Annotated in this window: 14 protein-coding genes and 1 pseudogene; 4 read left to right on the top strand and 11 right to left on the bottom strand. The window is 67.3% G+C overall.

Features of this window, described 5'->3' with window-relative positions; all coding sequences use genetic code 11:
* Positions 1 to 559 precede the first annotated feature (559 nt).
* The 4 genes and pseudogenes from ACLBX9_RS32245 to ACLBX9_RS32230 all read right to left on the bottom strand — a co-directional run bounded on the left by ACLBX9_RS32245 (position 560) and on the right by ACLBX9_RS32230 (position 5,796).
* Complete coding sequence (locus tag ACLBX9_RS32245; RefSeq protein WP_447721757.1) at positions 560 to 3,226, bottom strand: GMC oxidoreductase; 2,667 nt, start codon at positions 3,224 to 3,226, stop codon at positions 560 to 562.
* Between the two features lie 121 nt (positions 3,227 to 3,347).
* Positions 3,348 to 3,759, bottom strand: a pseudogene (locus ACLBX9_RS32240) (transposase); the annotation flags it as partial.
* Between the two features lie 313 nt (positions 3,760 to 4,072).
* Entirely contained in the window at positions 4,073 to 5,098 is a 1,026-nt protein-coding gene (locus ACLBX9_RS32235; RefSeq protein WP_447721756.1) for a glycosyltransferase family 2 protein, read from the bottom strand.
* 557 nt (positions 5,099 to 5,655) lie between these two features.
* On the bottom strand, positions 5,656 to 5,796 hold the full coding sequence (locus ACLBX9_RS32230) for a hypothetical protein (protein ID WP_158169119.1): 141 nt from the start codon (positions 5,794 to 5,796) through the stop codon (positions 5,656 to 5,658).
* An 808-nt stretch (positions 5,797 to 6,604) separates the two neighbouring features.
* On the opposite strand from ACLBX9_RS32230, the gene ACLBX9_RS32225 reads away from it, so the two are divergent.
* The 4 genes from ACLBX9_RS32225 (at position 6,605) to ACLBX9_RS32210 (ending at position 13,653) form a co-directional block, all read left to right on the top strand.
* On the top strand, positions 6,605 to 8,194 hold the full coding sequence (locus ACLBX9_RS32225; RefSeq protein WP_051072105.1) for a TolC family outer membrane protein: 1,590 nt from the start codon (positions 6,605 to 6,607) through the stop codon (positions 8,192 to 8,194).
* A 122-nt stretch (positions 8,195 to 8,316) separates the two neighbouring features.
* A complete protein-coding gene (locus ACLBX9_RS32220) occupies positions 8,317 to 8,919 on the top strand; it encodes a PopZ family protein (protein ID WP_447721755.1) in 603 nt (200 codons plus the stop codon).
* Between the two features lie 114 nt (positions 8,920 to 9,033).
* Entirely contained in the window at positions 9,034 to 11,751 is a 2,718-nt protein-coding gene (locus tag ACLBX9_RS32215; RefSeq protein ID WP_447721754.1) for a valine--tRNA ligase, read from the top strand.
* A 375-nt stretch (positions 11,752 to 12,126) separates the two neighbouring features.
* Positions 12,127 to 13,653 (top strand): Do family serine endopeptidase, encoded by a 1,527-nt coding sequence (locus ACLBX9_RS32210; RefSeq protein WP_447721753.1) that lies wholly within the window; start codon positions 12,127 to 12,129, stop codon positions 13,651 to 13,653.
* A gap of 213 nt (positions 13,654 to 13,866) precedes the next feature.
* Here ACLBX9_RS32210 and ACLBX9_RS32205 read toward each other — a convergent pair whose 3' ends face one another.
* The 7 genes from ACLBX9_RS32205 to dxs form a co-directional block, all read right to left on the bottom strand.
* A complete protein-coding gene (locus ACLBX9_RS32205; protein WP_447721786.1) occupies positions 13,867 to 14,580 on the bottom strand; it encodes a phosphorylase in 714 nt (237 codons plus the stop codon).
* A gap of 223 nt (positions 14,581 to 14,803) precedes the next feature.
* Complete coding sequence (gene shc / locus ACLBX9_RS32200; RefSeq protein WP_447721752.1) at positions 14,804 to 16,801, bottom strand: squalene--hopene cyclase; 1,998 nt, start codon at positions 16,799 to 16,801, stop codon at positions 14,804 to 14,806.
* A gap of 45 nt (positions 16,802 to 16,846) precedes the next feature.
* Positions 16,847 to 18,148: a hydroxysqualene dehydroxylase HpnE gene (hpnE, locus tag ACLBX9_RS32195; protein ID WP_447721751.1), complete on the bottom strand. Its 1,302-nt coding sequence runs from the start codon at positions 18,146 to 18,148 to the stop codon at positions 16,847 to 16,849.
* The gene (hpnD, locus tag ACLBX9_RS32190; RefSeq protein WP_447721750.1) at positions 18,148 to 18,999 is read right to left on the bottom strand and encodes a presqualene diphosphate synthase HpnD; all 852 of its coding nucleotides are present in this window, start codon (positions 18,997 to 18,999) and stop codon (positions 18,148 to 18,150) included. The genes hpnE and hpnD overlap by 1 nt, the downstream gene beginning before the upstream one ends.
* A complete protein-coding gene (gene hpnC / locus ACLBX9_RS32185) occupies positions 18,996 to 19,892 on the bottom strand; it encodes a squalene synthase HpnC (RefSeq protein ID WP_447721749.1) in 897 nt (298 codons plus the stop codon). The genes hpnD and hpnC overlap by 4 nt, the downstream gene beginning before the upstream one ends.
* Positions 19,889 to 20,917: a hopanoid-associated sugar epimerase gene (gene hpnA, locus ACLBX9_RS32180; protein WP_051072104.1), complete on the bottom strand. Its 1,029-nt coding sequence runs from the start codon at positions 20,915 to 20,917 to the stop codon at positions 19,889 to 19,891. The genes hpnC and hpnA overlap by 4 nt, the downstream gene beginning before the upstream one ends.
* Before the next feature lie 108 nt (positions 20,918 to 21,025).
* The gene (gene dxs, locus ACLBX9_RS32175) at positions 21,026 to 22,957 is read right to left on the bottom strand and encodes a 1-deoxy-D-xylulose-5-phosphate synthase (RefSeq protein WP_447721785.1); all 1,932 of its coding nucleotides are present in this window, start codon (positions 22,955 to 22,957) and stop codon (positions 21,026 to 21,028) included.
* Between the last annotated feature and the right edge of the window lie 3 nt (positions 22,958 to 22,960).

Genomic DNA, 22,960 nt, shown 5'->3' with positions numbered 1-22,960 from the left:
CTTAGTCGGCTCATTCAGCGGCTATTAGGTTAACAAACGGCCTTTCGACGAGGTTGGATGGCGGTACAGATAAGACAGCTGCACCAACGCTTGATCTACCCACGTCCATTAATATTGTTCTCGGCAATTGCCAACCCGTCGCAACGATCAGCCGATGAGTTTTCAATAGGCCATAAGGAATGAACTGGCTTAGAACCGAGATCGATCGACTAGATGATCGATCCTATCCAACAACAACATAACACCGATCAGCGTTTATTAAGGTGACCCGCCAGTTTGAATATTGACCATTTGTAAAACTTCAATTGCATATGACGCGAATTAAGAAAATTATCCGAATCTCATTCGCATATACGCGAGTTTTCATGCTCTCGCCTCACCAAGAAAACCTACAAAAGGATCGTTCCGAAAATCATTCGCTGACAACTTCTGGCTTTGGGCTAAGATTGTGAGGTTGGTACTTAAACTTCCAGGAGCTCTTGCTCAGTCCGATCATTTAAGGGTTCGTCAGAAGGCCGGTTCGTCGAAGGAGGCTGTTGAGCCGGTTATCTTGTGCTTGCTAAAAAGGTTTCGCGCCTTGCTGTGGTAACGCTTCGCAAGCCGCCTCAAGGCGCAAGACGCGCAGCGCCTCGGCATGCGCCCAAGCCATGCCAAATGGCGGAGACCAGCCAGCTGCGGCAATCTTGTTCGCGGGGAAGCGCATACGCCACAGCGGGTTGCGCAATGGCAGGCGGCGGAAACGCGCAAAGTCGCGAACCCAATCGACCGCAGGCGGCACGGGCGGTACCTTGAAGCGTGAGTCGCCGGTCGCATCATACGCCTTAAGCATAAAATCGGCGTGCGTCGGCGTCGCGAAATGGTCCTCGCCTACATTAAAAGTCTCGAAGCTCCCGGCAGGGCCAACGCCGGAGAGCCCCCGGTCCATCGCCCACAGGATCGCATCTGACACGTCGCCCACGTAGACGTGGTGCGCGTGACGGTGGGCCGCAATGACGCGTTTCGAACGGGGCCAGTCACGGATTTCAATGAGTTCTGGGAGACCCACGACTACCGTCGGGCGCAGCGCCACGTAGCGGGTCAGACGTGCCTCGGCGGCCAACGCGAGCTCGCCAGCGAGTTTCGTGCGGCCGTAGGCTCGGGTCTGGTCGATGGCCCAGTACTCGTTGGGCACGTCCCGATCGGCAGTCAGCACGGGGGCGTCCTCAGACATGATGCGACCGCGGCCACTGCCATAAACGGCGACTGAGCTGGTGTAGACGAAGGTGCGCACCTGAGCCCGCTCGCCCGCTGCGGCGAGCAGCCGAGTCGCCTCGACATTGGCCTGCGGCATGCGAGCAGGGTCGTGCATCTCGGCAGCAATGTGGAGGATAGCATCACAGCCCTCGACCAGAGCATCGTAGCCATCTTGGCGCATGAGGTCGAAGTGCCGCCATTCGAGCCCCGGCGCACGTGAGTCTAATGGTAGGGACTTGGACGTCGTCGCCCGCACCCGGTAACCCCGCGCAGCGAGATCGGCTAATACAACTCGGCCGATGCGCCCGGTGGCACCGGTGAGCAAGACCCGTACTGGGTTCTGTTCGCCGGCCGGCGAAGTGCAAATGGCGGGCGGGCGGGCAGACCGGACACGGGCCTTGAGGCCGTCGGCCAAGCGCAGAGAGGTTGCCACGATCATCTGCGTTGGATTGGCGTGGCCGGCCGTGGGAAAGGTCGAGGAGCCGGCGACGTAGAGCCCGTCGACGCCGTGGACCTGATGATCTGCGTCCACCACGCCCATGGTCGGATCGTCCGCCATCCGCGTTGCCCCGGTCGGGTGGCCGACGTCGGTGATCGAGTCCGGGAAAGGTGCTTGGTGCCGCACCCAAGGTTCGAGTTCAGGAACCGGAAGTCCCATCGCCGCGAAGCTGTCGCGGGCGACTTCGGCCATGCGGCGCATGGAACGCTCTTCGTCCGGATGTACACGCCAGTCGATGCGGGGCAGCCGCGAGCCGAAACGGTCGCGCCGGTCCGACAAAGTAATCCGGCTATCAGGATCCGGCCGCTGCTCGCACATCGCGTCAAGCGTCAGGGACGAGAGCTTGCGGGGAAAGCCGTTTGCCTGAACGAAATACTGATGTAAACCACGCACCAGCAGGCCTGGACTGGCGGCCAGCACGCCGACGTCTTCGCTCAACTTGGCGCGTCCCGAGGCGATGCGCTTAAGCGCCTCAAGGGGGTCGCCCGGTGCGACTTCCTCTCCGAGCCAGGCCGCGACGTTGAGCAATCCTTCCTCGCGCTGCAATTGCGGGCTCAACCGCAGGCCGGCCCGGAACAGGTTGCCGCGCACGGTGAAGCGCCCGAAGCGGCGCTCAACCTCTCTCGAGCTCTCGACCGGGAAGGACGCGATTGAGCCGCGGGGATGGTCCATGAGATAGCGGCCGACGAGGTCGCGGTCGTTGCCCAGGCCGCCTTTGACCACGCTATCTGATGAGAGGAGCAGGCGTGGGTTTTCGATGCCGCCCGCACACAACACAACTATGCGGGCCGGTATCGTGAACCGTTGTCCGTCAGGCGCGGCAACAATAACCGAGGAAACGGCCTTACCGGATTCGACCGGATCGATCCGGATCACGGTGGCGTTTGTCAGCAACGTGAAGTTGGGGCCAAGCCGATCGTCAATACGCGGTCCAAACCGCATGTACTCGAACCGGTAGGCATGCTCGCCGTCGCGACTGAACTGCCAAAAAAACGGCAGCAATAGCCGTGGGTCGGGTGCGGCCGGCGCTTGGCGATTGGCAAGCCTCCAGAAGCGGTCGTCACTGAAGCCCTCGCCGGAGACCAGCCCAAGGTATTCGGCGCTGCGCTCAAGAAAAGGAACGAGGATTTCGCGCCTGAAGGGCCAGCCGGAAGCTGGCACCCAAGGGCGGTGCTCGAAGTCGATTTCGTCGAAGGCGGCGCAGCGGCCGCCCCAAGTGTGCGAACTACCGCCGATAATTCGATTGCGTACGTGCCACTGGTCATCGACTGAGAGGCGTGCGCGTCCGATGTTCTCGACTTCGTCGAGCGCGTCTGCGTCGGACTGCCGCTCGTGACTGCCGCTCTCCAGCATCGTCACACGCAGGCCGCTCCGTGTGAGTTCACGGGCGATGGTGCTACCGGCAGGACCAGAGCCCACGATGCACACGTCGCTGCCTTCGACAGCTGCGGTCGCTTGGCCACCGGCGGTGCGCAGATCGATGATCCTCATCATGCCTCCGTTTCAGATCAAAATCGCTTAAGGCAGATCGAGCCGGTTTGAACACATATATCCTAAGCTTTGCCATAAACCCAATTGGTACGGTTAAGTTTATATGATATTATTCCTAAGTCTGTCTATTCCGCAGCGGTGCCTGATCGAGCTTGGTCGAACGGCAGCGGATGCTCGACTGGCCGATGCCGAGCGCGGCGCGGCCGCGCCACTCCCTGACCCCGTGGGCCTCCTGAACCTGGCGCAGAAGCTCGCGTCGCCGAGCAGGCGTCAGATCTCTTTTGCGAGCACATCCGGCAGGCCATCTTTGTCGCGGCTGAGATCGGCTACGCGCTGCTTGAACCTGCGGTTCTCGTCCTCGCGCTGCTCCAGCCGCCGTAGCTCGCCTGTAACCAATCCACCACAGAGATCCTTCGCGCGGTGGAATCTCTGCCCGGAGATGCCCATCCCGGCAGTACCTCCGCGGCCGATGTCCCGGTCTCGGCCTGCTTCGCCGCGCACGCGATCTGCTCTTCGCTGAACCTGCACTTCTTCACGGCTCCGCTCCTCCCTTCAAGGTCTCACAAAGCCGGCACACTCGCGCTCAGGACGGTTCAAAACAATGTGGGACGTTGTGCGGCAGCGCGATGAGCACCATCGAGCGCACATGCTCAGGGACTTTCCCGGGACCGTTCCGCTCAGGCGCCTGTGTGCTCACATGATCAACTCGGCGGCGTGCCCACCAAGTCGTTACTCGACAAGCGTATCTCAGGGGATGCCCGATCGCTTAGATCGAACCTCGAATAGGGCTTACGTTGTTTCCGCGAACAAAAAATATAGATCTTCTGCAAGACTCAAAACGCACCCCATCTAAGATATAATTCTCTTCGTCCGGCGAATTATTGAGCGCAGATAGGGATAAGCCATAGGATTGATGCGGGCATTGATTATCGATCGCGCCATTTTGTTCGGCAATGTCCAAAGACTTGTGATGAACAGTAGGATTGATATAAACTGAATAGGGCTGACCTCTTGCTTCGCCCGCTTCAAAATTCTCCTAACTTGGCTGAATGAGATTGATTTTTGATCCAACACATCGGCCATGAATTCTCTTTGAAGAGTATAAAGATAGCGAGAATGTATTTCAGTCTCCGATCCGTCTAGATTGTGATGGTTCAACAAACTTGTGAGGTGCCTCAATCTTTTCTCAAAGACATGAGCATCACGTCTTAACCGCTGGGCATTCACTGAACCAGCGCCAGAGAGATTGGTACCATGCAATCGATACTGCCCAAGAGCCGTGTTGATTGAAATGACTTGCCCCCTGTAAGGCGCCAGCAAATAGGCGACCCCATCGATACCGAAATCGTAACTGATATCACCAAGTCCTTCATACAACGACCTCCTCCAAATATTCCCGGAAGTTGGCGGTATGACATAATAGCCCCTGCGCTGGATGTCGCGTCTGAATTGATCACTTCCTTCAGAGTCATTCAAGGATGGGAAAGATAGCCCTATGATTTTTCCGTCAGGCCCTATTGGATCGAGAGCAAATTGAACTTTAGAAACTTCATCCGTCAAATAACGAGATATGCTTGAAACAGCGTGAGGATACAGCACATCATCCGCATCAAGGAACATCAGAAATTCGCCAGATGACTTTGAGACTCCGTACAGACAGGCCGGTATCGAGCCACGATTTTCTGTTCGAAAGGAGTTCAATTTACTGCCGTAGGAGCTGATAACCTCCCACGAATCGTCGATTGAACCATCATCTACGACTATGATTTCGAAACTCACTCCGTTTTGAGCCAGCGCGCTGTTTATTGCGGTCGCTACATATTTTCCATAATTAAAACAGGTAATTATGATGCTGATTTTTGGCTGGGTATCCATCCTAGGCCTCTGGAATGCTGCTTATGAGAGGATGAAAATTTGGCTGGAGATGATCGTCGATATAATTATCACTTTGTTGACAAGCCACAATGAATTGCCCTTCTCGTCCTGATTCAAAATTTTCGGAAGCGTTACCAGTCGACCTGACACGGTCATGAAGTGTGCGTATCGACATTCGCCTTCCAGAACCTTCTGTGCAGGAGTGTGGCCTGGAACGGTTTGCCTGCGCGCGTGACAAGGACCATTGTCCCAGCATGGTCGGTTCGACGCATGAAGCTCCGCCCGGTCGAGACGAGCACTCACTGATCGCGGCAGAGCTCGGATGATTGACCGTGGGCGTGCATTCCAAACGCGCGAGGGGACGATATTCGTCATAATGCCGATCCAAGCCGGAACGATGTCGTCGATGAGGCGTGGCTGCACGTCGCCATCGTCGCGCTGGAAAGTTTCCATAACCCGGCGTCCACGCCGTTCCCTTGAGTGCTTGGTCTCGGAAGTGGGGTGACGGATCGAGCCCGAAGCGCTCGGTTTCTCGTCGAGGTCCGAACGATAAGCTCTTAGGTTGTGAGGCCAAGCAGAGTCTCGAGCGGACGGACGTGGTCGTAGGCGTCGACGAACACCTGAAAGCGGTCCCGGAGTTGTTCGTGCGTGTCGTTGCGGGAGCGCTTGACCGCCGCGTCCTCGATGGTGCGGCTCATTCACTCGACCCGACCGGTGGTCCACGGATGGTTGGACTGAGTCAAGCGCCGCTCGATGCCGTGGTCGTGGCAGATGCGATCGAGCATAAGCCGGCCGTACCAGACGATCGGACTTGAGCGATTGCCCGCGGCAGGGCGGAATTGCACTCCGTTGTCGGTCAGGGTTCGCTTGAGCGTCCAGCTTGGCGAGAGCCGGCTTCGAAGTGCCGTCGATGGCCACGAACAGGCGGACTTTGCCTTGCTCAATCCAGGCCTTTTCGATGTCGATGTGGACGCAGCCAATGCCAACATCGGCCAAGCGCTCATTCCGGCGCTTGGCGCCTTCCATCTTCGGCAGGCGGCTGATGCCGTGCCGGGTCCCGGGCCGCGGCGGAGTGACGAGCGGGCCAGATGCGGGAACGTGGGCTTCAGGCCGTAGAGGCCGTCGTCCGGCGGCGGCAGTGTGTGGCGCCGGGCGCCGACGATAACCGCCACCTCCGCTGGAGCGAGGACGGGCGAGCGCGGCTTCTTCGGCCCCATGGCAGCGTCTGCCGTCGACCGCCGTGCGCCTTGTCTGGATCGACTTCGGGCCATGTGTCACCTGAAAGCCCCAGCGCCTTATATTCGGTTGCCATCTGCACTGCTGACCCGAGCCAGATCGCAGCTTTTGCGCTAAGCCTAACCGTGGGGCGGGCTTGATCGGATACCAGCGTAACGCCGTACCTTGGCCGTTCTCGTCTCGGGAATCCGGATTGAAAGAGACCGCAAGGGCTTGTTTATCGTGACACTGCGTCCACAAGCGGGTTGCCTGAAGTTCCGCTCCGTCGGAATGGTCTCCGCGCTCGCGCTCTTGGCAGCGACACCGTCCGCTGCGGAGACCTTAGAGAGCGCGCTCGCGAAGGCCTACCAGGGGAATCCGACGCTCAACGCGAGCCGTGCGGGCGTTCGGGCGACCGATGAGAACGTGGCGATCGCGCAATCCGGATACCGGCCTCAGGTCAACGTCGGTGCGTCCATCGGTGTCCAGTACCTCCAGACCCGCAGCGCGAGCGCTCTCACGGCCGCGAGTTCGACCGGCACGGGCGCGACAGCGACGGGTGCCGGCAGCGCTCTGGGTACGAGTGCGAGCACCGGCGCGGGTCTCGGTACGTCGACGGGTATCGGAACCACCTCGGGCACGACCGGCACGGGGACGGCCGGCTCGTTCACCACGGGCGGCACCGGTCAGACGGCCTCCGCCGTCGGGGGTTCTGTCGGAGGCTCGACCGACATCGCGACGCAGACGATCGGATCGAGCCGGACGATCCGGACGACCTATCTGCCGAGCAGCGCGAATCTGACGGTCTCGCAGACCATCTTCAACGGATTCCAGACCGACAACCTGACCCGGCGCGCCGAATCGACCGTCTACAGCCAGCGCGAGACGCTCCGCTATACGGAGCTCACGGTCCTCTACAACGCCGTCCAGGCGTACATGAACGTGCTCAGCAACACCGCGACGCTGGAGCTGAACCGCAACAACGTCGAGGTGCTGGAAGAGCAGCTCCGGCAGACGCGCGACCGGTTCAACGTCGGCGAGGTGACCCGGACCGACGTGGCCCAGGCGGAGGCGCGCCTCGCCGGCGCCCGCTCGCAGGTCAGCGCGGCCGAATCGGCCCTGCGCACCAGCATCGGCATCTATCGGCAGAATATCGGCGTCGAGCCGCGCCAGCTCGCGCCGGGCCGGCCGCTGGATCGGTTCGTGCCGGGGAGCCTCGACGCGGCCATCGCCGTCGGCCTGCGCGAGCATCCGCAGATCGTGTCGGCCATCCACGCCGTCGATGCCGCCGAATCGCAGGTCAAGGTGCTGGAAGGCCAGCTCGCACCGAGCCTCAGCCTTCAGGGCTCGCTCAGCCAGCTCTACGATCAGAACGGCCCGAACACGAGCTTCTTCGTCGGCTTCGTCGGCGGCCGGCTCAACATCCCGATCTACGAGGGCGGCCAGACCTACGCGCAGATCCGCCAGGCCAAGGAGACGGTCGGCCAGACGCGGATCCAGGTCGATCAGGTCCGCGATCAGGTCCGGGCGCAGATCGTCGATTTCTGGGGCCGGCTGGAGGCCGCGAAGGCGCAGGTCATCGCCGCCCAGGCTCAGGTCCAGGCCAACGAGGTGGCGCTGAACGGCGTGCGCGAGGAGGCCCGCGTCGGCCAGCGCACCACCCTCGACGTCCTGAACGCACAGCAGGAATTGCTGAACTCGCGGGTGAACCTGATCCTCGCCCAGCGCGACCGGGTGATCTTCTCCTACGGGGTGGTGCAGGCGATCGGACAGCTTACGGCGCGCTTCACGGCACTGCCGGTGGAATACTACAGCGCGAAGGTCCACTACGATCAGGTCAAGGACCTGTGGTTCGGCCTGCGCACGCCGGACGGACGCTGAGGTCTTTTCCACGGGGAGTGTGGTGCGGGCGCGCTTGCCGCAACGAAACGGCATGAAATACTGATCGAACACCGACCCGCCCGGGTCGCATTCCAGTCTCCCATGCCCGAGTGCGCCTGCCGATGAGTGCAGCAAGCCCCAAGATCCAGGATTCGAATTTCCAGGACAAGGCTGCCGACAAGGCGCACGAGCCTTCGATGGAAGAGATCCTCGCGTCGATCCGGCGGATCATCGCCGACGATCAGGCGACGAAGCCGACCGAGACGGCCACGCCCGAGCCCGAGGATGTGCTGGACCTCGCCGAGGCCGCCGAGCCCGTGGTGCGGCCGCGCGTCGTCGCGCCGGAGCCCGAGCCCCTCGATTTCGACGCCATCGATTTCGACGATCCGGAGCCCGTCGCGCGGGAGTCGGAGCTGGTGCCGGAACCGCCTGCACCGCCAAGCCCGCCCCCGGAGCCTGCCTTCCAGGCTACGCGGCCGGAGCCTGCCTTCCAGGCCCCGCAGCCGGAGCCCGAGGCCCTCGTCTCGCCGGCGACCGATGCCAGCGTCAGCGGCGCGTTCAACCTGCTGGCCCATACGGTGCTGACCCAGAACGCCCGCACGCTCGAGGATCTCGTCAAGGAGATGCTTCGGCCCATGCTGAAGTCCTGGCTCGACGACAATCTGCCGGCCGTGGTGGAGCGTCTCGTGCGCGCCGAGATCGAGCGGGTCTCGCGCGGCCGGTGAGCCGCTGCGCCTGGGTCCGACCACCCGGCCCTGCCCGCCGCGTGTTGACGGGAGCGGCGTGACGGTCGAAAGCGGGGCCGACCCCGTTTGGACAAGCGCCGGCCCGTACCCGCGATGATGGACAAGACCTTCGAGCCCGCCTCCGTCGAGGCGCGGATTTCCGCCGCCTGGACTGAGGCGGACGCGTTTCGCGCCGGACGGCCCGAGCGCGCCGGAGCAAGCCCCTACTGCATCGTGATCCCGCCGCCGAACGTGACGGGCTCGCTGCATATGGGCCACGCCCTCAACAACACCCTGCAGGACATCCTCTGCCGCTTCGAGCGCATGCGCGGCAAGGACGTGCTCTGGCAGCCGGGGACGGACCATGCCGGCATCGCCACCCAGATGGTGGTCGAGCGGCGGATGATGGAGCGCCAGGAGCCAGGCCGCCGCGAGATCGGCCGGGCCGCCTTCGTCGAGAAGGTCTGGGCCTGGAAGGCGGAATCGGGCGGCGCCATCGTCAACCAGCTGAAACGGCTCGGCGCCTCGTGCGACTGGTCCCGCGGACGCTTCACCATGGACGAGGGGCTGAGCCGCGCCGTGCTCAAGACCTTCGTCGACCTGCACCGGCAGGGCCTGATCTACCGCGACAAGCGGCTGGTGAACTGGGATCCGAAGTTCCAGACCGCGATCTCGGACCTGGAGGTCCAGCAGATCGAGACCAAGGGCCACCTCTGGCATTTCGACTACCCGGTGGTGGACGAGGCCGGCGCCGAGACCGGCGCGGTCATCACAGTGGCGACCACCCGCCCCGAGACGATGCTGGGCGATACCGCCGTCGCGGTCCATCCGGAAGACGAACGCTACACGGCACTGGTCGGCAAGCGCGTGCGCCTGCCCCTGGTCGGCCGGCTGATCCCGATCGTGGCCGACGAGTACTCCGACCCCGAGAAGGGCACCGGCGCGGTGAAGATCACCCCGGCACACGACTTCAACGACTTCGACGTCGGCCGCCGCCACGGCCTCGGCCTGATCAACGTGCTCGACCCCGAAGGTCAGATGCTCCTCGACGGCAACGCGGCGTTCCTGGCCGACGCCGCCCCCGAGCCCGAGGCGCTGGCGCTTCACGGCCTCGACCGGGCGCACGCGCGCAGGAAGGTCGTCGAGCTGATGGAGGCGCGCGGGCGCCTGCGCACGATCGAGCCGAACACGCACGCGGTCCCGCACGGCGACCGCTCGGGCGTGGTCATCGAGCCCTACCTGACCGACCAGTGGTATGTGAACGTCAAGCCGCTGGCCGAACGCGCCCTCCAGGCGGTGCGCGACGGACAGACCAGATTCGTCCCCGAAAACTACGAAAAGATCTTCTTCCAGTGGCTCACCAACATCGAGCCGTGGTGTATCTCGCGCCAGCTCTGGTGGGGCCACCAGATCCCGGTCTGGTACGACGCGGAAGGCGGCGTCTTCGTCGCCGAGAGCGAGGCCGAGGCCCTGGCCCAGGCCGAGGCGAAAGTCGGCCGGCCGGTCGCCCTCACCCGCGACGAGGACGTCCTCGACACGTGGTTCTCCTCGGCGCTCTGGCCGTTCTCGACCCTCGGCTGGCCGGATGCCACGCCGGCCTTCGCCCGCTTCTACCCGACCAACACCCTGGTGACCGGCAAGGACATCCTGTTCTTCTGGGTGGCCCGGATGATGATGATGGGCTTGCACCTCACCGACCGGGCTCCCTTCAACACGGTCTACCTGCACACGCTGGTGCGGGACGCGTCGGGTGCGAAGATGTCGAAGTCGAAGGGCAACGTCGTCGATCCGCTGGAGCTGATCGATCAGGTCGGGGCCGACGCCCTGCGCTTCACCCTCTGCGCGCTGGCCGTTCAGGGCCGCGACATCAAGTTGTCCACCGACCGGGTCCAGGGCTACCGCAACTTCGCGACCAAGCTCTGGAACGCCGCCCGCTTCGCCGAGCTGAACGGCTGCCGCCTGGATCCGGCGTTCGACCCGCGTTCCGCGACCGGTGCGATCAACCGCTGGGCGCTGACCGAGGCGGCCCGCGCGGTGGCGGAGGTGACGGCGGCGCTGGAGGCGTTCCGCTTCAACGATGCGGCGGGTGCCGCCTACCGCTTCGTCTGGAACATTTTCTGTGACTGGTATCTCGAACTCGCCAAGCCGGTGCTGCAGGGCGAGGGCGTCGATCCGGCAGTCCGGGCGGAGACGCAGGCCAGCGTCGCGTTCCTGATCGATCAGGTCGCCAAGCTCCTGCACCCGTTCATGCCCTTCCTCACCGAGGAACTGTGGGCGATCAAGGGCGCAGCCCTGCCGGAGCGCGGGCTCCTGACCCTGGCGCCCTGGCCGGACCTAGCCGGACTCGCAGACGCGACCGCCGAGGCCGAGGTCGGCTTCGTGGTCGATCTCGTCAGCCAGATCCGCTCGGCGCGCTCCGAAACCAACGTCCCGGCCGGCGCGCAGATCCCGCTGGCGATGGTCGGCGCCGCTCCGGAAATCCGGGCGCGGGTCGAGGCGTGGCGGGACACGCTGCTGCGCCTCGCCCGGCTGTCGGAGATCACCTTCGCGGAGAGTCCGCCCAGGAACTCGGTTCAGCTGCTGGTGCGCGGCAGCGTCGCCGCCCTGCCGCTGGAGGGTGTCGTCGACCTCGCCGCCGAGGTCGCGCGCCTGAAGAAGGAGCAGGGCAAGGCCCAGGGCGAGATCAAGAAGATCGACGCCAAGCTCGGCAATGCCGACTTCGTGGCCCGGGCGCCCGAGGAGATCATCGACGAGAATCGCGAGCGGCGCGAGAGCGAGGCGGCGCGGCTCGTGAAGATCGAGGAGGCCCTGGTCCGGCTGAGCGGGGATTGAGCGCGTCTCGCCCAGACCCGGCACGGCCGGCGGCGCCGTCCGGGCCGTCATGCGACATCCGTTCGAACGCTGCTGCTGACGCGCCCCTCTTTCGTCAGGGGCGAAGCGCAACCGCGAAGGGTATGCTGGCGATTGGCCTGCTTCACTCCGCGCGTAAGGACGGCCGGGTCGAACTCGATCGGTGACACGACCCGGCCGTCATGCGCGCATGCCAGCAACCTGCGGATGATCCTGACCCCGCATGGCCGCACCACCACCTGTCCAAACGGTAATTTGACCGCCACGCCCGGGTCAGGGGCGGCCCTCTAGACAGATCCCATCGACCGCCGCGTGAGCCGGCGTCGTCCCGATCAGTTTCAAGAGGTTCAGACCCCTATGACCGAGACCCGTCCCTCAGGCCGCACCTCGCGCCGCGCCCTCGCCTCCGTGGCGGCCGCCGCGCTGATCGCCGGCGGCGCCCTCGGCAGCGGCTACCTGCCGTCCGCCACGCCCGCCTACGCGCAGGCCCTGCCCAAGTCGCCGATCGAGGCCCCCGAGCATCCGCCGGGCTCCTTCGCCGGCATCGTCAACAAGGTGAAGCCCGGCGTCGTCTCGGTGAAGGTCAAGCTCGACGACTCGGCGAGCAGCGACGACGATGATGGCCCGAGCCAGGGCCGCAACCTCCAGAACGTGCCGCCGCAGCTGCGTGAATTCTTCAAGCGCTTCGGCCAGAACGGCCCCGGCGGCATGCAGCCTCAGCACCAGGGTCCGCGGGGCGCGGTTGGCTCCGGCTTCATCATCTCGGGCGACGGCTACGTGGTGACCAACAACCACGTGGTCGATCACGCCAAAACCGTGCAGGTGACCCTCGACGACGGCCGCACCCTCGACGCGAAGGTGATCGGCAAGGATTCCAAGACCGATGTCGCGCTGCTGAAGATCACCGAGGGCTCGAACTTCCCCTACGTGCAGTTCGGCAAGGCCGCGCCGCAGGTGGGCGATTGGGTCGTGGCGATCGGCAACCCGTTCGGCCTCGGCGGCACCGTGACCGCCGGCATCGTCTCGGCCCGCGGCCGCGACATCGGCGCCGGTCCCTACGACGACTTCCTGCAGATCGACGCGCCCATCAACAAGGGTAATTCCGGCGGTCCGACCTTCAACGTCAACGGCGAGGTGGTCGGCATGAACACCGCCATCGCGTCCCCGTCGGGCGGCAGCGTCGGCCTCGCCTTCGCGATCCCCGCCGAGACCGTGCAGGCGGTGGTCGATCAGCTCCGCACCGACGGCAAGGTCGCCCGCGGCTATCTCGGCGTGCAGATCCAGCCGGTGACGCAGGACATCGCCGAGGGGCTCGGCCTCGACAAGGCCAAGGGTGCCCTGGTCGACCACGCCGAGAACGGCACGCCGGCCGCCAAGGCCGGGCTCAAGGCCGGCGACGTGATCGAGAAGGTCAACGGCGACACGGTGGACAGCGCCCGCGAGCTGTCGCGCAAGATCGCCGGCATGAAGCCGGGCGCCAAGATCGAGCTGAGCTACCTGCGCGGCGGCAAGTCCGACACCGCCACGGTGACGCTCGGCACCATGCCCACCGACGGCTCCAAGATGGCCAGCCGCGACGAGGATTCGGGCAACGGCCAGCCGCGGCTCGGTCTGCAGCTCGCCCCGGCCGGTGAGGTCGGCCTGTCCGATCAGGGCGTCGCGGTGGTGCAGGTCGATCCCGACGGGCCGGCGGCCGCGAAGGGCATCGAGGCGGGCGACGTCATCCTCGACGTCGGCGGCCAGAGCGTGTCCCGTCCCGCGGATGTCGCGGCACAGATCCGGTCGGCCGAGTCGAGCGGGCGCAAGGCCGTGCTGATGCGGGTGAAGAGCGGCAAGGGCCAGACGCGCTTCGTCGCGGTCTCGCTCAGCAAGAACGCCGGCTGAGGCCGGTTCCTCCCGGCGCGGGGTTCTTCCGCCTCGCGCCGTCTCGTGGTGACCCCCGACTGGCGCCGGCCGATCAGGCCGGCGCCTCTTTGCGCCTTCAAACCGGTCGTCTTTGCGAGCGCTGCGAAGCAACCCGGTGAACCACGACATCGACGGGCGTGGCGCTGCTGGATTGCTCCGCTGCGCTCGCAAAGACGATGGGTGGCCGCATCCTCAACCCGAAGCCGGATTTTGTCCCGGTATCGGGATCCCCAGTCCCGACCCGAGCCGCGCCCGGCACCGGCCGAGGGCCGCGAACGCGGCGTTCGAATCGCGGGCGAGCCGCATCAGATCCCCGAGCCGTGCCCGGCCGCGGGCGAAGGCGAAGAACACCGCCGCGATGTCGGGCTCACCGTCCGCCGTGAGCGCCTCCGCGGCGAAGGCCGGCAGCGCCTGGCCGGCAGGGTCGCAGATCACCCGCAGGGCCGCGAAGGGGAGCCCGTGCCGCCCGGCGAAGGACGCGGCCACGTGAGACTCCATGTCAACGGCGGCGGCTCCCGTCGCGGCCCGCAACTCCGTCTTGCCGTCGACGGCGAGGACGGCCGTGTCGACGCCGGCCAGATCCGCCGGGATCACCCGCGGCCCCACCCCCGACAGGGCGTTGAGGAGCGTCGCCGAGAGGTCGAGATCGACGGCGCGCCGCCCCTCCTGGCCGACGACGCCGGTGCCCACCACCACGTCCCCGGGCTTGAGCGACGGATCGAGCCCGCCCGCGATCCCGAAGCTGACGACGGCCCGGCACCCGGGTGGGACGCGCGCGTCGAGGAGCTGGCGGAGCCGGTGCGGGTTGCCGCCGGCGCCCACCGCCTCGACCCCCTCCCCTGCCGCCATGCGGCGCTCGCGGGCGAGGCCGGTGACGGCCAGGACGGGTGCGGTCGGGTCGATCATGGCGCGCTGGTGGACCAGTCCGGCGAGGTCCGCAAGCAGGCGCGAGCGCCGCGGTGCGGCGGCGGGCCGATCCGGCACGGGGCGGGGCTTGCCCGGTCCCGCGGGATCGCTGTCTGAGGAGGCCACGTGTCGGATACCGGGGCTCGCGAGTCGGTCACCGGGACGGTCGGACGCGCTGCGATCCGGCGGGGCGGGGCCGGCCCTCGCGGCCGGCCCCCTCACATCACATGCCGAACTGGACGCGCCGGCTGTTGCCGCGCTTGAGGTTGCGGAAGCGCGCCATCGCCCAGAGCGGGAAGAACTTCGGGTAGCCATGGTACCGCAGGTAGAATACCCGCGGGAAGCCCGTGGCGGTGTAGCGCTCCTCCTTCCAGAACCCGTCCGCACCCTGGGTGCGGGTCAAGAAGTTGATGCCCCGGGTCACCGCCGGGTCGTCGACCGCGCCGGCCGCCATCAGGGCGAGAAGCGCCCAGGCGGTCTGCGAGGCGGTGGAGGAGCCGGGCTCGAAGGCCGGGTCGATCTTGTACGAGGACGCGTCCTCGCCCCAGCCGCCATCCGGGTTCTGGATGCGGACGAGCCAGGAGACCGCCCGCTGGATCCGCGGATCGGCCGGATCGACGCCGGCGGCGTTGAGGGCGCAGAGCACCGACCACGTGCCGTAGATGAAGTTCATGCCCCAGCGGCCGTACCACGAGCCGTCCTCCTCCTGGTCGTTCAGGAGGTAGTTCACGCCGCGGTCCAGCGCCCGGGAGGTCTCGCGGGTCTCGCCGAGCTGGGCCAGCATCCCGACCACGCGGGCGGTCACGTCCGCGGTCGGCGGATCGAGCAGCGCGCCGTGATCCGAGAACGGGATGTGGTTGAGGTACATGTGGTTGTTGTCGGCGTCGAACGCCGCCCAGCCGCCATCCTCGGACTGCAGCCCCTCGACCCATTCGCGGGCGCGGGCGATGGAGGCCTTGTAGTCGGGCATGCCGGCGACCAGGCCGTGCTGGTGCATGGCGCGATCCATCGCCATCACCACGACGGCGGTGTCGTCGAGGTCGGGATAATGGGCGTTGGCGTACTGGAACGCCCAGCCGCCCGGCCGGACCTTCGGCTTGCGCGCCGCCCAGTCGCCGACGATGTCGAGCACCTGACGGGGCTTCAGCCAGTCGAGCCCGGCGCGGGCCTGGGCCTCGGCCTCGGGGCCGCCGGCCTCGAGCAGCGCGTGGCTCGCGAGCGCCGTGTCCCAGACCGGCGAGACGCAGGGCTGGACATAGGCCTCGTCGGCCTTCTCGACGACGAGCTTCTCGATGGCGTCGCAGGCGACGCGGACCTGCGGGTGATCGGGCCGGTAGCCCATCACCTCGTACATCAGCACCGAGTTGACCATGGCGGGGAAGATCGCCCCGAGCCCGTCCTCGCCGTTCAGCCGCTCGCTGACCCAGGCGCGCGCCTTCTCCATGGCCCGCTGCCGCCTCTTGCGCGGCATGTGATCCTCCACGAGCTGGAGGATCCGGTCGATGAAGCCGAAGATCGGCGTCCAGGGCCAGGTGGCGTGGGGCGAGCCCGGCCAGCGCCGGACGCTCTCCGGCGGCGTGATGAAGAGTTCCTGCACGCTGATGCCGCGCGGGTTGCGCGCCCGGGGCTTCGTCGCCTGGAGCACGAACAGCGGCACCACGGTGGTGCGCGCCCAGTAGCTGATCTTGTCGAGGTGGAACGGGAACCACTTCGGCAGGAACATCACCTCGACGGGCATCACCGGCACGGCGCGCCACGGCACCTCGCCGTAGAGGGCGAGCATGAAGCGGGTGAACACGTTGGCGTTGGCCGCGCCGCCGCGGGACAGGATGCCCTCGCGCGCCCGGCGCATGTGCGGCGCCTCGATGTCGTCGCCGATCATCTTGAGGGCGAAATACGCCTTGACCGTGCAGCTCATGTCGAACGGCCCCTCGTGGACGAGGGCCCATCCGCCGTGCCGCCCCTGGGTGCGGCGGAGATAGTTGCCGATCTTGGCCTCGAGGTCGCCGGGGACCTGCGTGCCGCGGAAATGGTGGAACAGGATGTACTCGGACGGGATCGTGGCATCCGCCTCGAGTTCGAAGCAGATATGCCCGTCGTCTTGTGCCAGGGCAGTCAGCGCGCGCGTCGCATGCACCACGCCGCGCTCGACATCGTCGAGCGAGATCCCCTGCGTCTTCGAGCGCTGAAGCGCCTCGACCTTGCTTACGGCCTCTCTCATCGTCCTCGTCGCCTCGAACGACCGCCTCGCGGCGGACGCCATGCCTCAAGCTGCGCCGCGCGCCTGGGTTCCGGCGCGCACGGTTGATCCCACGCGCAGGGCGCGCGCGGCCGTCTGGCCCGAGCGGATCGCTCCCTCGATCGTCGACGGCAGGCCGGTGGCGGTCCAATCGCCTGCCAGGACGAGATTGTCGTAGGCGGTTTCGGCCCTGGGTCGCCGCGCGGCTTCCGCCGGCGTCGCCGCGAAGGTCGCACGCTTCTCCTTTACGATCTGCCAGCTGGGCAGGTCCGGTGCAAGGTTGCACAGCTGTGCGATCTCGGACCAGATCTGCCGCGCGAGGTCTTCCCGCGGCACGTCGAGAAGCCGGTCCGCCCCGCTGATCGTCACCGAATACCGGTCCGGATAGGCGAACAGCCACTCCGTCAGGCTGTTGACGACCCCGAGGACCAGGGGGCTGCCGGGCTTCGGCACATACGCGAAATGCGCGTTCACGATGGAGCGGAATTCCATCGGGGCGAGGAGACCGGGCAACACCTCGCGGGCCACCCAGGGCGGCAGCGCCAGGACGACGCCGTCCTCCGGCCCGAGGCTCTCGGCGCCGTCCGAGAACACGAGCTGGTCGACCCGGCCATCCGCGAGGTCGAGCCCGCGTAGGCGCCGGCCGAGGCGGATCTCGCAGCCGCGCCCCGTCAGGTAGCGCAATGCCGGGTCCACGAAGGCGTAGGACAGGCCCTCGACGGCGACGAGGGGCCGGCAGGCCTTGCCGCCGGCGCCGAGGGTCTCGCGCAGGATCCGCGCCGCCAAGCCGACGTCGCTGTCGCGGGGCTCGGTGTTCAGGGCGGCGAGCAGCACCGGATGCCAGAGGCGCCGGTAGAGCGCGCCCTCGCACGCCATGTGGGCGCCGATCGTGCCGCCCGCGCCCTCCGCCTTGCCGGAGGCGGCGCGCAGGATGCCGAGGGGCGCGAGGTAGTCGCGTGCCTTCGTGCCGGGAACGCGCCGCGCCGGGCTCATCACCCACCAGGGCAGCCGTCCCGCGTTGGGCCGCAGGCGCCAGCGCTCGCCGGTCTCCAGATCGGCGAAGTCGAACTCCGCCGCGTCGGGCCCGACCAGGGCGTCGGGCGGTGCGCCGACCGTTTTGAGGAAGCCCAGTGCATCGGCATTGCCGGAGAGCAGCAGGTGGTTGCCGTTGTCGATGGTCAGGCCGAGGGCCGGGTCGTAATAGGAGCGGCAGCGACCGCCCGCCTGCTTGGCGGCCTCGTGCAGCACGACCCGGGCGCCCGAATCGACCAGGGCGACAGCGGCGGACAGGCCGGCCAGGCCGGCGCCGACGACGTGAACGGTGCCCATCAGATCAGGCCGTGCCGGAGGACGACGCCGAGGAGGGCGAGCTTGCCGGGCTTCACCCGGGCGCGGGGCATGGCCCAGCCGCGTGCGAGCACCGCCTTCAGATAGAGGTGATAGGCCGCCGCCATCAGCCGGGCGGCCTTGGTCGCCTTGCGCGGGCTGCGCCGGATGATCTCCCAGGTCGCCTGGTAATGGTCCTCGGCCTCTCGGGCGAGGGAGGTGCAGACCTCGCCGATGCGCGGATGACGGATCGCCTCGACCGGCGTCGGGTCGGTGAGGCCGATGGCCTGGAGCTTCTCCCGCGGCAGGTAGAGCCGGCCGCGCTCGGCATCCTCGTCGATGTCCCGGAGGATGTTGGTGAGCTGGAGCGCGCGCCCCTGATGCCACGCGAGCCGGACGCCGTCCGCCTCCGGCATGCCGAAGATCCGCACCGACAGTCGCCCGACGGCGCTGGCGACCCGGTCGCAGTAGAGGTCGAGGGTCTCGGCGTCGGGGGCGACGATGTCCGCCACGGCGTCCATGGCCATGCCGTCGATCACGGCCTGGAAATCCTCGCGCTTCAGGCCGAAGCGGCGCACCGGCTCCACGAGGTCGCGGACCCGGGGGACCGGGCGGCCGGCATACAGGGCGTCGATGTCGGCGCGCCAGCGGTCGAGTTCGACCTGCCGGACCGCCCGGGTGCCGCCGTCGTCGGCGACGTCGTCCACCGCCCGGCAGAAGGCGTAGACGGCATACATCGCCTCCCGCCGCTCCTTCGGCAGCAGGCGCATGGCCGTGTAGAACGAGGAGCCGGCGGCCGGCAGCGCCGGAGCGGCGCTCTCGGGGTCGTGGGCGGGTGTCGCGGTGGCACTCACGGGCGGATTCCTTGAGCCGCGGCCCGGACGATCCGGCCGCGGAAGGGCCGGCGCGTCAGGGTGGCGGTGACGCCGCCGAGCGCCGTGAGGGCGAAGGCGGCCTTGCCGTGATGGACCTTCTCCGAGAGCGGGTCGCGTTCCAGCAGGCCCCGGCTCAGAACCACGGCGAGGCGGTGGATCGCGGCGATTTCCAGCGACAGACGCAGGTCGTCGATCAGGTCCGGCAGGACCGCACCCTCGTCGAGGAGGTCGAGGCATTTCTGCGCCAGCTCGCGGATCACGGCCCGGAGCTGCGGCAGCGCCTTGGCCTCACCCAGCATCGCCACCGTGGCGCCGTGGCGGTCGAGGCAATCCTGCGGGAGGTAGACCCGGTCGAGGGCGGCGAAATCCTTGCCGCAATCCTGGAGGTGGTTGATCACCTGCAGAGCCGCGCAGATCGCGTCGGAGGGCCCCCAGACCCGGGCCGGGTCCTCGCCGTGCACGTCGAGGACGAATCGCCCCACCGGCATCGCCGAGTAGCGGCAGTAATGGATCAGCTCGTCCCAGTTGGCGTAGCGGCTCTTGCGCGCGTCCATGCGGAACGCGTCGAGGAGTTCGAGGGCGTGGCGGGGCGGCAATCCGCGGGCGGCGAGTTCGCGCTTGAGCGGCTCGGCCTCCGGATCGGAGGGACCGGCACCGGTGAGCGAATCCGCCAGCCGGTCGAGCAGCTCGATCTTGCGCTCGGGCGACAGGTCCGCGTGGTCGGCCACGTCGTCGCCGGCACGGACGAAGTTGTAGAAGGCCAGGATCGCGCCGCGGTGGCGCGGATGGATCAGGTGCGAGGCGACCGGGAAATTCTCGTCGTGGTGGCCCTTGCCGGAGCGCGTCGCGGCGGCGGTCTCGAGGGTGCTCATGCGAGGTACCCCGCCTCCCGGAACCACGTGATCGCGTCGGACAGGCCCTCGCGGTAGGGCCGCGCCGCGTAGCCGAGTTCGGCCCGCGCCTTCCTGTCCGAGAAGAACATCCGGTAGCGGGACATGCGGATGCCGTCGATCGTCGCGAAGGGCTGCTTGCCGGTGACCCGGGCGGCGAGCTGGGCGAAGAACGCCACCGGGTAGACCGCCGCCCGCGGCAGGTTCACGGTCGGCGGCTTGCGCCCGACCATCCCGGCGATGTCGGCGAGCATCTGCGACAGGAACACGTCCTCGCCGCCGAGGATGTAGCGCTCGCCGATCCGGCCCTTGCGCAGCGCCAGGAGGTGCCCCTGGGCCACGTCGTCCACGTGGGCGAGGTTGAGGCCGGTATCGACGAAGGCCGGCATCTTGCCGAGCGCCGCCTCCTGGATGATCCGGCCGGTGGGGGTGGGCTTGACGTCGCGGGGACCGATCGGCGTCGAGGGGTTGACGATCACCGCCTGCAGGCCGTCCCGGGCGACCATCTCCTCGACCACCCGCTCGGCCACGACCTTGCTGCGCTTGTAGGCGCCGATGGCGGTCTCGGGCGTCAGCGGCATGGTCTCGTCGGAGGGCGTGACGCCGTCGGCCGGCGGCCTGATCGTCGCGACGCTCGACGTGTAGACCACCCGCTCCACCCCCGCCTCCAGGGCCGCGCGCATCATCAGGCGCGTGCCGTCGCGGTTGGTGCGGACGATCTCCTCCATGTCCGGCGCCCAGAGCCGGTAATCGGCCGCCGCGTGGATCAGGTAGCGCTGTCCGCGCATCGCCGCCGCCACGGCGGCCGGATCGCGCATGTCGCCCTCGGCGATCTCGACGTCGGTCCAGGTGAGATTCCGGCGGGGGCTCGAGGCGCGCACGAGGATGCGCACCGGGAAGCCGGCCCGGCGGAAGACGTCGACCAATGCGGAGCCGAGGAAGCCGCTCGCGCCGGTGATCAGCACGGGACCGACCTCGGATGAGCCGGGGGTTATGGCCTCTGCCATCACGGATCTGGAGGGTTACCGAAAACCAGCGCGGCCGGGGATCCCCAGCCGCGCCGCGCTTGTGTCATCGAACCGCTCGAGCGGCAAGCCGCGGCCCGGCGGCCGACCTCAGGCGAGCCGCAGGCGCGACCGCCCTTCCTTCCGCTCCGGCAACGTATCGAGCGCGGTCCTGACGATGGTGGCGGCGTCGAGCCCCGCCTGCGCGTACATCTTCTCCGGGCTGTCGTGGTCCTGGTAGGCGTCCGGCAAGGTCATCGTCCGGACCCGCACCCGCCCCGCGTCCAGCGCGCCCTTCTCGGCGAGCAGGTGCAGAACCATCGCGCCGAACCCGCCCCGCGAGCCCTCCTCGATCGTCAGGAGAACCTCGTGGTCCCGCGCAAGCTCCAGGACCAGCGCCTCGTCCAGAGGCTTGGCGAACCGCGCATCCGCCACCGTCACCGCCACGCCCTGCTCGGCCAGCGTGTCCGCCGCCTTCAGAGCCTCCGAAAGCCGCGTGCCCAGGCTCAGGATCGCCACCCGCGCCTCCGCGTCCCGCCGCACCACACGGCCCTTGCCGATCGCCAGCACCTCGCCCCGCTCCGGAAGCTCGACGCCGACACCCTCGCCGCGCGGGTAGCGCAGCGCGATCGGGCCCGTGTCGTGCGCGTGCGCGGTCGCCACCATGTGCACCAGCTCGGCCTCGTCGGCCGCCGCCATCACCGTCATGTTCGGCAGGCAGCACAGATACGCCAGGTCGAACGCGCCGGCATGCGTCGCCCCGTCCGCCCCCACCAGCCCCGCACGGTCCATGCAGAAGCGCACCGGCAGGTTCTGCAGCGCCACGTCGTGCACCACCTGGTCGTAGGCCCGCTGCAGGAACGTCGAGTAGATCGCCACGAACGGACGGTAGCCCTCGGTCGCCAGCCCCCCCGCGAACGTCACCGCGTGCTGCTCGGCGATGCCCACGTCGAAGGTCTTGTCCGGATGCGCCTTGCCGAACAGGTCGATGCCCGTGCCGCCCGGCATCGCGGCCGTGATCGCCACCACCCGGTCGTCGGCGTCCGCCGCCTTGATCAGGCTCTCGCCGAACACCCGCGTGTAGGCCGGCGCGTTCGGCTTGGCCTTGGCCTGCACCCCTGAGACCACGTCGAACTTGACCACGCCGTGGTAGCGGTCGGCGCTGGCTTCCGCCGGCGCGTAGCCCTTGCCCTTGCGGGTGACCACGTGCAGCAGGATCGGGCCGTGCTCGGCGTCGCGCACGTTCTTCAGCACCGGCAGCAGGTGGTCGAGGTTGTGCCCGTCCACGGGACCGACGTAGTGGAAGCCCATCTCCTCGAACATGGTGCCGCCGCCGACCACGAGCGAGCGGGCGTACTCCTCGGCCGCGGCCGCGCGCTGGTAGAGCGCCTTCGGCAGGAGCTTGCCGAGCTGCTTGGCGGTCTCGCGCAGGGACTGGTAGGTGCCGCCCGAGGCGAGCCGCGCGAGGTAGGCCGACATGGCGCCGACAGGCGGGGCGATCGACATGTCGTTGTCGTTGAGGATGACGATCAGGCGCGAGTGCAGGGCGCCGGCGTTGTTCATGGCCTCGTAGGCCATGCCGGCCGACATCGAGCCGTCGCCGATCACCGCGATGGCGTTGCGGCGCTTGCGCGCCTGGCCCTTCTGCTTGGCGGAGGCCGCGTCGAGGTCGCGGGCGACCGCCATGCCGAGCGCGGCCGAGATCGAGGTCGAGGAGTGGGCGGCGCCGAAGGGGTCGTAGACGCTCTCGGAGCGCTTGGTGAAGCCCGACAGGCCGCCGCCCTGGCGCAGCGTGCGGATGCGGTCGCGGCGCTCGGTGAGGATCTTGTGCGGGTAGCACTGGTGGCCGACGTCCCAGACGATGCGGTCGTCGGGGGTGTCGAACACGTGGTGCAGCGCGACCGTGAGCTCGACCACGCCCAGCCCGGAGCCGAGATGGCCGCCCGTGATCGAGACCGCGTCGATCATCTCGGCCCGCACCGCGTCCGCCACCGCCTGCAGCTCCGACTCCGGAAGACCGCGCAACGCAGCAGGGTTCGGGATACG

The sequence above is a fragment of the Methylobacterium sp. A49B genome (assembly GCF_053346215.1).
Note: the sequence above shows the minus strand (reverse complement) of the source record. Positions and strands in the feature narration are given on the sequence as shown.